This window comes from Streptomyces mesophilus, assembly GCF_011044995.1.
In the GTDB taxonomy this organism is placed as follows: domain Bacteria; phylum Actinomycetota; class Actinomycetes; order Streptomycetales; family Streptomycetaceae; genus Streptomyces; species Streptomyces mesophilus.
Genome location: NZ_JAAKZW010000058.1, coordinates 1 through 12,869, shown reverse-complemented (window position 1 = coordinate 12,869; position 12,869 = coordinate 1). Strand labels below are relative to the sequence as shown.

Sequence of the window (12,869 nt, the reverse complement as noted above, 5' to 3'; positions counted from 1 at the left end):
GGAGCGTCTCATGCGGACAAGACTGGGAGTCCTCGTGCTGCGACTACAGAGGCGACCACGTCGCGGGTCTCGAGGAAGTCGGTGATGGCGTCGTTGTCGCTGGGCATGCGGTCCCACCAGTCGGTGCTGGCCCGGTTTCCGATGATGCGGAACTCCCGGAGCGCTTCGGCGTAGCGGGACTGCTGATAGAGGGCGTAGGCGAGCAGCCCGCGGTCGGCTGCGGCCTTGGGGTGGGTGCGTGGTCCGCCGCCCTTGAGGGCGTGGTCGACGGCCGCCATCGCCTCTGGGCGGGTCCAGGTGATGACTTCGTTGTCCTCGACGTCGTCGCTGAGGGCGTATTCGAACCAGGCCTGCACGGGGAGCATGCGCAGTGGATCGCCCGGGGCGGCATTCTTCGCGGCGGCGTTGGCGAAGTCGAACATATGCTGGTGGGAGCCGTGCCACTTGGCGCAGAGGTACTGCAGCATCTGGCTGTGGGCCCAATAGTGGCCGGGTACGCGCACGTTGACCTCGGCGAGGACTTCCTCGGTCCAGACGAGCGGGCGACCTGCTCCGGTGGCGACCAGGAGCAGCCCCGCCCAGGGAGCGGCATCCAGCGGGTCGACCTTTGCCGCCTGGCGTAGGTCGGGCTCGGAGCGGGAGACGAGTTCGGTGAAGGCGTGGAGCCGGGCGCCATCGGTCAGGTGGTTGGAGTTCCCGCCGCGTATGTCCCAGGCGTACCAGATCCGTCCGTACGCCTCGACGAGCAGGGCATCGCCGGCGTCGGGGTGAACGGCCTGCCACAGTTCCAGCCAGATACTGCTGTCGGTGGCTGCGGTGCCGGACAGGACGCAAAGGCGCTGCTGGCGTAGGGCCGCATCGTGTTTGCTCTGCTCGAGCAGGTCGACCGCCGGTTCCCACTGACCGATCAGCGCGGCGCCTCGTGCCTTGTCCAACGCGGTGTCGTCGAACGAGCCGTCGAAGAGGATCTCCTCATCCGGGATCAGCGGGCCGAATACCTTGTCGTAGTTCTTGCTCAGCCTGCGCCGTGTGGCGAGGTTGCTGAGGATCGGCAAGCGCACCGTGCACTCCTAGGGGGTCAGGTAACGGTCGGGGTGACTGTGAGTTCGATGTCGAGGCTGATGCCTTCAGGCGTGGTCAGCGTGAGCAGGTAGGTGCCTGGCACTCCTCAGCATCCGCCGTCGGCACACTCACACTCGCGGCCGACAACACCGACGCCAGCCCGAGAACAACCACACCCTGGCGGACCGCACTCAGCGGACGTGCCAGCGCACTCGCCGCACTGGAACCGCCCGTTTGCCGCCCCTCGCGTACGGCCCGATGCCGCTCCTTGCGCCAGAACATGACCGGACCTCGAACCCTCTGCTTCATTCCTACGAGTTGCGAACTCTCGTGGTGAAACGGACAGTTCAACGCCGTACACGCAGACCACCACGGTCGATAAGGCGAGCGTAAAGACGCCGTAGAGCGAAAGCGGTGGGACTTTGGTCCCGACTGCGCAGCCGAGAGACCTCTGTGGCCGGAAGCTTGGCCCAGATGTAACGAACCAAGAGCATTCGCCGCCTTCGGGCCTGGCCTCCGGTTAAAGAGACCGACTGGACGAATCCGTAGAAGCTACACGGCGCTACGCTGGTCACCTGTCAGCTCCAGGTGCCGTAGATTCCCGGTGCCGGCAAGATCATCACCATAGGTAGGGGGGACGAGCGCGAGATCGGCCCACGTCCAATCAGGAGTCCTCGACACGTGTTGCCGGCTGTTGTTTCCGGGGCCGCGCTTGGGGCAATGCTCGACGGATGCGTTCAGCGGCAGCTGGAGTGTGTCCACGATCGAGCAAGGACGACGAGAACGCGAATACCGGGATGTCGTCACCGCCTGTGGTGCGGATAGCCATGCCTCTCTCGGATGAGATGCGTTGAATTGCGGAGGCGGGAACCCAGCAACGGTCCCGGTGGTCTTCAGCTCTTTCAGCGAAGACACAGAGATTGACCCAGGCACGATCGACCAGGTGATGCGCAAGGCCGTCGAGCGCGTAGGCCTTGCGGCCGACTCGCCGCAGAAGGGGATGCGCTTGTCCCACCCGCGCTGGGCCAAGCGCGAGGCCAGACCCGTGGTCGCGGCCGTGCCGATTCCGCACATCACTACGCAGCCGGCCGCCCCAGGCGCCACTGATAGCTCCCGCCCCTCCTCGCCTACGACCACGCACCCCGGAGCCCTGAAGTTTTCGATCTGCCCTGCTCAAAGGTCCATGAACTTCCGTATGATGCAGGCCTGTTCGCGCGGGCGAAGGGGAGCAGACAGTGCTGGATGCTGTGCAGCAGGAGGCGTGCGCGAAGGCGAAGGAGCTGCAGCGCGCCTGGTACGGGCGCCCCCTCGGCGAGATCTTCAAAGACCTGATCCATGACCTGCGCCTGAACCAGGCACGCCTCGCGGGGGTGCTCGGTCTGTCGGCGCCGATGCTGTCGCAGTTGATGTCCGGACAGCGCGCGAAGATCGGCAATCCGGTTGTGATGCAGCGCCTCAGCGCCCTACAGGCACTCGCCTCCCATGCTGCCCGGGGCGCACTCGGGCCAGCCGAGATCGCCGCGAAGATGGACGAGATCAAGCTGCTGCAGGACAGCGCCGTACTGTCCGCGCGCCCGTCCGTGTCCGCGGACTCCGCACCCGGCGGCAGTGAAGCGGCCACTGCGCGGCGCGTGGTCCGCGAAGTACAGGGCCTGCTGCGCGAGGTCGCTGACGCCAGCGACCTCCTCGCGGCCGCGGCCGCGCTCGAGCAGGCGCATCCGCAGCTGGCCCAGTTCCTGTCCGTATACGGCGCTGGCCGCACAGACGAAGCGCTCGCCCACTACCTCGGACACCAGAACACGTAACGCAGTATCCGATCAACGACCGCGATCGACTGGGGGAGACGATGAGCGCGGGCACGCTATTCGCCGGACGGTACGTCCTCGTGGACGAGCTAGGGCAAGGCGCATTCGGGCTCGTCTACCGGGCCTGGGACATCCGCGAACAGCGCTACGTGGCGGCCAAGATGCTGCAGCAATCCCAGGCCCACAACCTCCTCCGGTTCGTCCGCGAAGGCGCCCGCCGCATCGAGCACCCCCACGTCCTGGCCCCCAGCGGCTGGGCCGCGGCCGACGACAAGGTCCTCATCGCCATGGACCTCGCCGGCGGCGGAACCCTGGCCAACCTGGTCGGCGACTACGGGCCGCTGCCGCCCCGCTACGTCGCCACCCTCGTTGACCAGCTGCTCGCCGGCCTCGATGCCGTCCACGCACTGCGCTTCGTCCACCGCGACATCAAGCCCGGCAACCTGCTCCTCGAGGCCACCGGGCCGAAACAACCGTGCCTGCGCATCGGGGACTTCGGCCTAGCCCACCAGGACGGCGATGTCCGCATGACCCAGGTGCATCAGGTCATCGGCACCCCTGGATTTGTTGCGCCGGAACAGTACGAGGGTGCCGAACCCGACCCGCGCGCCGATCTGTTCGCGGTCGGCGTCGTCGCCCTCTACCTCCTGCAAGGCGCCTACCCGGACACCCCCGCCCTGGTCCGCGCCTACACCGACGACGGCATCCCGCCCGCGGCCCCTGAGCAGGTTCCCGACCTGTGGTGGCAGGTGATCACCCAACTGCTCCATCCCGACCCGCTCGAGCGCCTCGCCACCGCGGCCCAGGCCCGCACGGTCCTCGCCGCGATTGCCCCGCAGCTGCCGGAGCCGGACAGCGACAGCACCATCGAGGTGTTCGACCAACTCGCGCCGCTTCCCGACGGCTTCGGCCCTCAGGGCCCGCTCACCACCGAGCCTCAGCCGGCTGCCGAGCCCGTTCCCTTCACCGGCGCGACCGCGCAACTGCGCAGACCCCAGGGCGCCGCAGCCGACGCAGCTCTCTCACAGCCGGCCTCCGCGCGGGCTCCGGCCCCTTCATCGACCGCCACAACTGCTCGCCTGACCGCGCCGGTGGCGCCCGCGGCCGACTTCCAGCCCGCAGCGCGGGAGAGCGGACTGCCGGCCGGGACGGGCTGGCTCACCGGAATCGGGCTCCTGTTGATTGCTGTAGGGATCTGGGCCTGGCTCCAGGCCTGATCAACGGATCCCTAGGATCACGGCCATGATCAGACCGATATCGGGCGCTGTCAGACCACGACACCTGGCCTACTCACTGTTCATGGTGGCACTCATGTCCCTGGCTTGGTACGCAGTGCAGCCGGTCTATCAGGACTGCGTCTACATCAGCTTCGAACCCATGTCGTACGAGGAAGCGATCGACGCAGGCCTTTGCCCAGCACCGGAGATGCGCTGGGAGACGTGGACCGACTGAGCTCCCAACCGAGGCCCGAGACAAGTCCGCCACTGGCGCACGTTGATGCCGCCTGCGCGCGCGAAACACGTACTGCAGCCGCGGGCGACGAAGGTGCGCCAGGGCAGATACGTCCAATTTGCCCTTCGGTGAACTGGGCGAGCAGCGATATCCACGGCTGGCCGACCCCACATGCGCACATATTGCGGCGACCGTACGGTCGGCGGTGGGGCGACGACAGGACCGAAGCCCAAGGCCCTGCATCCCGCACGTGGTGCAGGGCCGCTCACGTTTCCCGGCGGGGGAGGGTTGGTCGGTGGCGGCGCTCTGCCCGCTACGGCGACGTTCGTTGGGCGCGCGCTACGCGTACACCGGCGACGGCGAGGAGAAGCGTCCCCGTGCCGAAGGCGCCGATCGCCAGGGGCTTCATCCCGCCGCTGTCGGCGTCCTCGGCTGCCGAAGGGTCCTTGGGTGCTGGTGAGGGTTTTACTCCGGGGATCTGGAAGATGCCCGGATCTCCCGCGTACGCGGGCTGGTTGCGGGCCGCACCGTCGACGGTGAGGCGCAGGGACAGCTTCAGCGGGGCCTGGCCCCAGGTGGTGGCGAGTTCGGGGGAGGCGGTCACCTTGACGTAGTACCAGCCGGGAAACCGCATTGCCGCGTCTGTGCGTTGCCTGGCTGAACGGTTCTCGTAGGCCACGGCCGGCAGGTCCTCCACATCCGCGGTGGCCGCTTCTCCGCGGTAGCCCAGGACGGCCGTATCGGCATGCATGCGGGCCGGGTTGTACACGGACACCGACACGGCGCTCGCCACGTATGAACCCTTGCGGCTCGCGGCCAGCTCCGCGGCCACCGTCAGCCGCTGGCCCCAGCCGACCGGCACCCGGTAGAACCGCGATCGCCCCGCGCTGATGTCACTGATCGCGGTGCCCGACGGAACGGCCGCGGCGAGGCCGAACCCGGACCCGCCATCCACCTGGGATGGCGCGCCCGTCGGCTTGGCCTCCGGCGCTGCCGCGGACGGCCCGCCCGAGCCCGCCTTCTTTAGCGGAGCCTCGGCATCGACACGGAGATCCAGCTTCCACGGGGCTGCACCAGCGCCTCGGCTGGAACGCGAGACCGCGACGTAATACGTGCCTGCCTGCTGACACTTCGCATCGGTCTCGCCTTCTGCAGACCCGATGGTGCGGATCGCGGTGACGGCGAGCGGCTGCGCGAATCCGTTCGCGAACCCCTGACTCTGCCGATCGCAACTCGTGCCCGTGGCGTCGACGATGCTGATCTGGAGCGAGTGCAGCGCCGTCAGGTCGCTGTCCGACTCAGGGACGGCGACCGCCGACACGTACGCATTCGAGCGCGCGTCGAGCGCGACGCGGAAGTACACCGGGCCGCTGCCGGTGAGCGTGCTGCGGTACGGAGCCCCTTCGGCCAGCTCTGGGCCGCTGAGCATGCTGGAACTACCCGTGACCGACTTCGCCTTCGGGTCGTACCCGTAGGCCCGCGGATCATCGGCCGTTTCGTTCGCGCTCGCTGATCCTGGCGCAGCGCAGACCATCAGCACTGCTGCCGCCCCTGCTGCAATCTGTCGCAGGATCCCCCACCCCGCTGCCACGCGCCCTCCCTCATCCCTCCACTGCCGGCGTCCCATCGTCCCCGGCCACCTCACGGGTGCCGGGCGTGAGCGCCATCCTGCCGCGCATGACGCCGGATGTCTTGCAGACGAGGTCTCTAACGGTCAGCCAGCGCCGTGCCCGGCTGCGCGTTCAACGGCCTCCAGGAGGCGGGGGATTCGCTGCGGAACAGGACGCAGGTGCTCAAGCACCAGCGGCCACGGGGCGATCGTGCGCTGCTGCCCGTCCTCGCCGACGACATCGATCACCAGCTCCCAGCCGGTGGGCAGCGTGCCATCCAGCCGGGCACGGCACGTCGCGCTGTAGATCTCCTGCAGCACCACCATGAGGAACGCGGTCAGGTCGGAGTGCAGGGTGATCCAGTCGTCCGTCTCGAGCTCCCGGATGGGCAGGCGCAGCACGTACTCGTCCAAGACATCCGCGGCGCTGCGCGGATCGGCATCGAAGGCAGCAGCTGCATATTGCCACCTGCGTATAGCTCGATCAGGCTTCGGATCGCCAACCGGGCTTCCCGCGTGAACTCGTCAATGTCGATCACGGATTTGAGTCCGGCACAGCGGAGATCAGCCATCCCCGACAGCCCGGGACCCCGCACCGGTACGCGGCAGCAGCCCTTTCGGCGGCGCAGTGCTCACTGATGGCGCGTGAAGTGCGCCAGCGCATCGCGGGTCCGACCGGTCCCGTACACCCGCAACACCTCGGCGATCTCCGGGTGCTCGCCCTCGAGCAGCGCCACAGCGTTGAGCAGGTCCGGGCCGCTCGCCAAGGACCGCAGCAGGCCCTGGATGTCCCGCACGGCGCGCTTGAGCGTGGGATCCCCGGGCACGTTGGCGCCGCGCGGCGGAGGGATGAAGCCCGCCACGTTTACGGCCCGGATCTCCTCCAGGCGTCCGATCGCGTCCTCGCGCGAGACCCGTCCGGCCGCGACCTCGTCGGCCAACTCGCCCAGCAGATGGGCGCGCTGCTGCACGCTCGGGTTCTGCATCAGCACCCGGAACCCGCTGATCAGCTGCGACAGCATCGCCTGGGATTGGCCGAGTACGGCGGCGAGCCGGGTCTGGTTCAGCTCCAGGACCTTCATGATCCGGCCGAAGGTCACGCCCAGCGGCTCGCCGTAGTGCTCACGCTGCTTTCGCTGGCCGCGCGCGAGCGCCTCAGCACGCACAGGATCCATCGGCTACCGCCCCACGACTGTTGCGATCACGCTCGTGTGCTGCTCAGTTGAGCTGCATGCAGGTGTCGGCCTGGAGCAGGCTCTTGGAGATCCAGCCCGTGGTGCCCTCCTTGAGCCCGTTGCTGCGGCGGTTGCCGTAGTCGGATCCGGAGTCCCACTGCAGGCTCACCTTGTACCAGTCGCCGCGCCGCTGCGAGGCGCTCACCGGATCACCCTTCCGCAGCAGGCCGAGCGTGGTGTACCCGGAGCCGGGCCCGGTGCGCAGCCGCGCCCCGTCGGTAGTGACCGAGTACCCGCACTTGTTCGGCCACTGCGCGGTCACCGCGGACGGGCTCACCCTTACGGCTGCATTCGCTGCAGGCAGTGCGGTGGTCAAGGTCGCGGCCGCGAAGGCGGCGGTCATCAGGATTCGGTTTCGCACGATCTGTCAACCACAGGGTCCGCGGGCGGTCACGCCCCTACCGCGATCATCATCAGGACGAGCTACTGCTCTGCCACGGTGCGGCCGTTGTTGGCTCAGGGTGGTATTGCAGCCACACTCCGTGCCCAGGGCGGCTACGAGGGCTCCCGGTGCTCAACAACTCAACTGTTGCACTGGCGACTTGATGGACGGGCAAGGGGACAGCAGGCGGTTCCAGCCAATACGCCCGGCATATGCCGACGATCACATGATGTGAGCGGACAATAGCCGTACGGAATCGGGGGGCCGATCGGCATCCGGTTCGGCGTCAGGTCATTTCCCGTTCTCTGCCGTGTCTCGTCCCGCTCTGGTGTTCCTCCCGTACGGCGCCGTGACCGGCTGAGCGGGTTCCGGGTTGTCGCAGGTGCGGGTACTGATCGGGTTCCGCAGAACGGAGCGACCTTACGTACGACGATCAAGCTCTCTGTGGCCCTCCTGGTGGCGACCACCGTCATGCCCGTCGGCTGCGGCGACAGCTCAAGCCCGAGCAGCTCGGCACGGGCCCGTGGGGAAGCGGGCAAGGAGCAATCGAAGACTCAGCAGCCGCAGGACGACGTGGGTGGGAAGAACGCTGTCCGGAAGGTGACGTACGAGGTCACGGGGAGGGGAAGACGAGCGTCCTGTACGGGGCGGCGATGACCTCCGACACCGTCACCCTGCCGTGGAAGAAGTCCGAGCGCGTCGAGCTGGAGGGCGCCTACCTCACGCAGGGCATGCTCGTCAGCGTTCAGGCCGGCCACTCACAGACCGCCGACGGGAAGCTGGCGGAAGCGCCCAGCTGCTCGATCACAGTCGACGGAAAGACCGTGGTAACCAAGCCGGTGGGGACGATCGGGGCCTGCGAGTGCAAGGTCAAGTAGGGCGTCACACGCCCTGTTCGCGGCAGCTTCGGGAGAACAGGGCCGATACAGCGTGTGTGTCATACGGTCGGCGAGGCAGAGAAGCTGTACGACTCCAACCCGGCACCGTCGGCCCGCTCGCCGTCGTCTACTGGATCAACAGGCCACCCGAGCACCTGTATGTCCTCGACATCGTCCGCAGCGGCTGCCCTCCTGGACAGCACCACGGCCGTGGTGCTGTCCAGGAGGGTTAACGGTTCTTTCCCGCGTACGCGGTTACCAGTTCTTCCACCAGTACAGGGAGTTCATCGCGGCACGGACCGGCGCCGCGCCTTCCTTCTTCTCCTGCGCGACCTCCGGCGGATTCTCGTAGATCATCGCGTACGTGCCCGTGGTGATGTCGTTGAGCGCCCCATGACTCCATCCGGCGTTGTTTCCCGTGTACCAGACCCGGTGGCCCGCGCGCATACGCAGCGCGGACCAGCCCACGACTCCGTCGTCGTCCGCGCCGATAAGGGTCCAGTCGGTGCCTTGGGCCGACTGCGGATTCTCATCCGTCCAGTCCAGGAACCCGGAACCGGGCCGCATCTCTTTGCACTGGCGCGACAGTTGGGCCGCCAGGCAGAAGTAGCCGAGCGCCATGCCGTCGTGCGGGGCGCCCAGCGTCGCCACGTCCTCGACGTAGATGTACGGCGGCCAGCCGGGCAGTTGCTTCTGTACTCCGGTCAGCGCCGCGCGGGCGATGAGTCCGCCCATCGAGTGGCCGATCAGGTCGACCGACTTCCCTTGCGTCGAGTAGCGGCGGTGGATGTCCCAGGCGAGGCGTCGGCCCAGCTCTCGGATGGATGTCGCGGTGGAGCCCCGGGCGATACGGATGCTGCAGTTTCTGTCGTTGGCGTAGAAGGCCACGGTGTGCCGTGGGCCTCGCCACCCCTCGACCTTGAAGAACTTGAGTGCCGGGCCCCAGTAGTTGCCGCAGTTGACGCCCGGCGGGTCGCCCTTCGAGTAGCCCTTGAGGAAGTACACCGGTTCATCGATCGAGTTGTTCCGGGCGGGAGCTGCCGCAGCCTGCGGTGCTGTCGGTTCCGCCGCCGCTTGAACCGGCGCCAGACCTGCGGTGAACAGACCGGCCAGAGCCGCGCCGACGATCAGCCATCTCTTGCTCACGTATCCCCCTTGTCATGGCCATGGAGGGGCACCCTTCCTCACGTGCCGACCGCACCTCTTGGAGAAAGGCGCACCAGGGTCCGTCATGGCCGGATCACGCTGGCGAGTGCCCGAGAAACCGTCGAGCTGCGGGTGTCCGTGGGTCTCTGCCCGGCAGGGGTGAGTACTGATGGTGTGAGTGTCAGACGGTCGGCGAGGCGGAGAAGCTGTAGGACCTCAAACCCGCGCCGTCGTCCTTCCAGTCGATCTGCAGGACGCTGCCCCCGCGGTACCGGTAGCCGGCCGCGGGCCTGTACTGCGCAGTCGGGCTCGTGTAGATCGTGTTGCCGTAGCCGTTGAGGTTGTTCATCTTGCCTGCCAGGCCGCTCCCGTACGCGGACTTCACCACGGTGCCAGATCCGGAATTCTTGACCTGAGCCAGTCCGCGGGTGTCGTAGTTGACGACCTGGTAGCCGGAGAAGCCGGGCGGGCCGTCGATGTCCACGGTGAACTTGGAGTAGACGTAACCGCCCTCCCGCTTGGCGCAGGTCGTGACCTTGAAGTCGAAGTCGTCCGACAGGGCGGTGCTTCCGGGGTGGTCGATGGTCTTGCTCGACGTCGTGCAGCGGTAGCCGGCGGCCGACGCAGAGCCAGCACCGAGGACCGTGGCGCCCGTGACCAGTGCTGCCAAAGCAGCCCCGCTCATCATTCGCATATTCATGATCAGTACAAGGCCGCATATCGCCCGGCGTCACGGCCCGCGCGGCGACTCCACCCCGCCGAGCGACCACACCGGATACATGCACCCACCGCCGGCGGCGAACAACGCAGGCCCGGCCGCCACAAGCCGACCACCCAGACGAGCAGGGGAGACCAGACGTTGGCGCTCACGACGACCACCACGCCCCGCGTATCCCAAGGGCCGGCCGTACCCGTGGCCTCGGGGACCGTGCCACGTGTTGAACAACCCGGGCCCGCTCACTGAGCCCCAGCCAAACGCACTCGTGCGGGAAAAGAGATCTGCCGAGCGACCACACGCGGGCGGGCTGCCTGGCACTGCTACTAGTGCCAGACGCCATGCGGTTAGGGGGCGGCTGGTGGTGCGGTCGCCGACGTCGAGGTTGAGGGGCACGTAACCGAAGTTGCTGGCGACAGAGTCGGTGTTCCGTAGGGCTCAGGTCGGTGTCCAGCCGCGTACTTCGAGGTTGGTGATCCCGCAAAGGCGTACCGGCACGGCGCGAGGAGCACCCGAAAGCTCTCCGCAAAGCCCGCTGACGGACCACTGCGAGCACAGGGTTCCGTGCGCAGCCAAGGCCGCCACCGCGGCCGTGTACGAGATCAACAGAGGCTCAGAGATGGGTTCTTAGGGGCGTGGTCCGGTTGCGCGTGGGGCGACGCGGCCGTCGTGCGGCACCGGGCGGTTGTGCCGCACGACGGGGCGGACTCTGGCCGGTCAGGGGCGTGTGGTGCGCAGTCCCGCGTACGAACCGGGGGAGATCGTGTCCGCGGCGCCGGCTGCTCCGCCGACCGTCACAATGTTTCCAGCCCGGTCCGTGGCCGCGCCGTAGAGGTAGCCGGCGCCCGCAGGGGATTCTGTGCGGGTGAAGGCGCCGCGTTGGTTACGGGTGAGGATGTAGTTTCCGCCCTCGTTGACTGCGGTGTCCTGTGTCTCGCCCACGATCACCGGGCGGCCGGAGCCGTCGAAGGCGATGTCGTAGAGCTGGCCGGTTTCGACCGGGGTGGGGATCTCGCGCCACGAGCGGCCGTTGAAGTGCACTATTACCGGCCGCCGCCACAGGGTCTCGTCCGGGCGGAATCCCACGGCCCAGATGTCGTTCGTGGACCGTACGTTGAGCCCGTCGAGGATCATGTCGCTGTGGGGGAGGGGCTGTTTGACCCACGTACGGCCGTCGAAGTGGGACACGCCGTCGCCGGTGGCGGTCAGCGTTCCGTCCGGCGCAGCCTCCAGGCCGGCGACCCAGTTCAGGCCGGTGTTCGCCGGGAGGGTGTTCCAGGTGCCCGCCGAGTCCCTGTGGAACAGGACGCTGGCCGCGCCCTGCGCGTCGTTGTACCCGCCGAACGCCCAGACACGGCCGTCGGCGGTGGACTCCACCGCGTCCAGCCAACTGTCCGTAGCCGTGTCGGGGAAGGGGAGCGTCGTCTTCTGCCAGGCGCCGCCCTTCCAGTGCAGGAGCATGGCACGAAGGGACTGCCCTCCGGCCGTGACATCGACCGCGGTGCCCGCCGCCCACACCTGCCCGCTCCCGCTGACGGAGACGTCCAGGAGCGGACCGTACTGCTCGGGCAGGGCCGGCTCCTGCCAGGCCTTGCCCGTCCAGCGCAGCGCCACGGGGCTCTCGGGCTCCAGACGGCTGCCGAACCGTTTGCCCACGGCCCAGGTGGTGGCGCCGGCCGACTCGACGTCCATCAGCACGCTGCCCTCACCCCCTGGAGGGCTGATGTCGCGCCACTGCTGTTCGGCGGCCGCCGGCGTGGCCAGTAAGGAGACAAAGGTGAGTCCGGCGGCCATCGCGAGGGCTGCGTATGACAGGTGGCGACGCATCGAGGTCCTTGTCCGTAAGGGATGACATGGTCACTTCCCTGATGCGCCGGGAGCCCGGTTATGTTTCAGCGGGGCGGGTCAGGCCTCTGCGCAGGCGCGAGACCAGTCGAGGGCGCCGGCCGCGTTCAGTTGGGAAAGCAACAGGACGCTCGCCCGGACAACCTGATGATCCAGCCATCACCGTCATCACGCAGGCCGAACCCCCGATGGTCATCACCAGCGAGGTGTGCGGCTGCTCCTGGACCTCGAACGGCGTATGCCCCCCTCAACACCGCGGCGACAAGGTCGACGTGAGCGCGACGCGGCCCCTGATGTCCCGGCTCACCGACTCCGTGCCGCGCCACCATCCTCAGCGCCGGCATCCTGATGCTGGAGGCAGCCCGCTCGCTGCGGCAACCGTGCCCAGGTACACCACGGCCCCGGCTTTCCACCGATCGCGGTGAGGAGTGGCTATGGACGTCTGATCGGGAGTTGTTTCGAGGTGTGTTCGAGAGTCGTTGAGCGCCTTGCGCGATGATCAATTGCGATGACTTTTGATGTCAGTTGCGCTATTTGGATCTTCCTGTTTGTGGCAGTGGCCCCGCGGGAGACGGGGCCACTGCTAGATCGGTGACGTGCGGCAGGGAGCTGTCGGGCGTGAGCGTGTCCTGGGCAGCGCGAGGGCCCGTCACCGAGTGGCCTTGGTGAAGTCCGGTGCTTTGTCTGGCCGGACGGTGAAGGCTGGGCGTGTGCACTGGGGCGGGCGGCGCCGAAAGGCG

12 protein-coding genes are annotated in these 12,869 nt (G+C 67.8%); 4 read left to right on the top strand and 8 right to left on the bottom strand.

The window, feature by feature from the left end; translation table 11 throughout:
- Positions 1 to 8 precede the first annotated feature (8 nt).
- Positions 9 to 1,061, bottom strand: coding sequence for a hypothetical protein (locus G6045_RS16345; RefSeq protein WP_165332684.1), 1,053 nt, complete (start codon positions 1,059 to 1,061; stop codon positions 9 to 11).
- A gap of 1,239 nt (positions 1,062 to 2,300) precedes the next feature.
- On the opposite strand from G6045_RS16345, the gene G6045_RS16340 reads away from it, so the two are divergent.
- The 3 genes from G6045_RS16340 (at position 2,301) to G6045_RS16330 (ending at position 4,319) form a co-directional block, all read left to right on the top strand.
- The gene (locus G6045_RS16340; protein WP_165332702.1) at positions 2,301 to 2,867 is read left to right on the top strand and encodes a DNA-binding protein; all 567 of its coding nucleotides are present in this window, start codon (positions 2,301 to 2,303) and stop codon (positions 2,865 to 2,867) included.
- An 80-nt stretch (positions 2,868 to 2,947) separates the two neighbouring features.
- Positions 2,948 to 4,084: a serine/threonine-protein kinase gene (locus tag G6045_RS16335; RefSeq protein ID WP_328707798.1), complete on the top strand. Its 1,137-nt coding sequence runs from the start codon at positions 2,948 to 2,950 to the stop codon at positions 4,082 to 4,084.
- 94 nt (positions 4,085 to 4,178) lie between these two features.
- Positions 4,179 to 4,319, top strand: coding sequence for a hypothetical protein (locus tag G6045_RS16330; protein WP_165332682.1), 141 nt, complete (start codon positions 4,179 to 4,181; stop codon positions 4,317 to 4,319).
- 313 nt (positions 4,320 to 4,632) lie between these two features.
- Here G6045_RS16330 and G6045_RS16325 read toward each other — a convergent pair whose 3' ends face one another.
- From G6045_RS16325 to G6045_RS16310, 4 genes are all read right to left on the bottom strand, one after another.
- Positions 4,633 to 5,946, bottom strand: coding sequence for a hypothetical protein (locus tag G6045_RS16325; RefSeq protein ID WP_165332681.1), 1,314 nt, complete (start codon positions 5,944 to 5,946; stop codon positions 4,633 to 4,635).
- Between the two features lie 87 nt (positions 5,947 to 6,033).
- Positions 6,034 to 6,342 (bottom strand): hypothetical protein, encoded by a 309-nt coding sequence (locus tag G6045_RS16320; protein WP_165332680.1) that lies wholly within the window; start codon positions 6,340 to 6,342, stop codon positions 6,034 to 6,036.
- Positions 6,343 to 6,560: 218 nt separating this feature from the next.
- Positions 6,561 to 7,103 carry a DNA-binding protein gene (locus G6045_RS16315; RefSeq protein ID WP_165332679.1) on the bottom strand — a complete coding sequence of 181 codons (543 nt, stop codon included), beginning with the start codon at positions 7,101 to 7,103 and terminating at the stop codon, positions 6,561 to 6,563.
- 43 nt (positions 7,104 to 7,146) lie between these two features.
- Positions 7,147 to 7,524: an SH3 domain-containing protein gene (locus tag G6045_RS16310; RefSeq protein ID WP_165332678.1), complete on the bottom strand. Its 378-nt coding sequence runs from the start codon at positions 7,522 to 7,524 to the stop codon at positions 7,147 to 7,149.
- 674 nt (positions 7,525 to 8,198) lie between these two features.
- Here G6045_RS16310 and G6045_RS16305 point away from each other — a divergent pair.
- Positions 8,199 to 8,423, top strand: coding sequence for a hypothetical protein (locus tag G6045_RS16305; RefSeq protein ID WP_165332677.1), 225 nt, complete (start codon positions 8,199 to 8,201; stop codon positions 8,421 to 8,423).
- Between the two features lie 255 nt (positions 8,424 to 8,678).
- Here G6045_RS16305 and G6045_RS16300 read toward each other — a convergent pair whose 3' ends face one another.
- The 3 genes from G6045_RS16300 to G6045_RS16290 form a co-directional block, all read right to left on the bottom strand.
- On the bottom strand, positions 8,679 to 9,569 hold the full coding sequence (locus tag G6045_RS16300; protein ID WP_165332676.1) for an esterase/lipase family protein: 891 nt from the start codon (positions 9,567 to 9,569) through the stop codon (positions 8,679 to 8,681).
- Between the two features lie 181 nt (positions 9,570 to 9,750).
- Positions 9,751 to 10,239, bottom strand: a complete 489-nt coding sequence (locus tag G6045_RS16295) for a hypothetical protein (RefSeq protein ID WP_165332675.1) — start codon at positions 10,237 to 10,239, stop codon at positions 9,751 to 9,753.
- Positions 10,240 to 11,001: 762 nt separating this feature from the next.
- Positions 11,002 to 12,111: a beta propeller repeat protein gene (locus tag G6045_RS16290; RefSeq protein WP_165332674.1), complete on the bottom strand. Its 1,110-nt coding sequence runs from the start codon at positions 12,109 to 12,111 to the stop codon at positions 11,002 to 11,004.
- Between the last annotated feature and the right edge of the window lie 758 nt (positions 12,112 to 12,869).

Coding starts and splice junctions, on each gene's coding strand:
- G6045_RS16330 (WP_165332682.1), top strand. CDS start 4,179: ATGTCCCTGGCTTGGTACGCAGTGCAGCCGGTCTATCAGGACTGCGTC.
- G6045_RS16325 (WP_165332681.1), bottom strand. CDS start 5,946: ATGGGACGCCGGCAGTGGAGGGATGAGGGAGGGCGCGTGGCAGCGGGG.
- G6045_RS16315 (WP_165332679.1), bottom strand. CDS start 7,103: ATGGATCCTGTGCGTGCTGAGGCGCTCGCGCGCGGCCAGCGAAAGCAG.
- G6045_RS16305 (WP_165332677.1), top strand. CDS start 8,199: ATGACCTCCGACACCGTCACCCTGCCGTGGAAGAAGTCCGAGCGCGTC.
- G6045_RS16290 (WP_165332674.1), bottom strand. CDS start 12,111: ATGCGTCGCCACCTGTCATACGCAGCCCTCGCGATGGCCGCCGGACTC.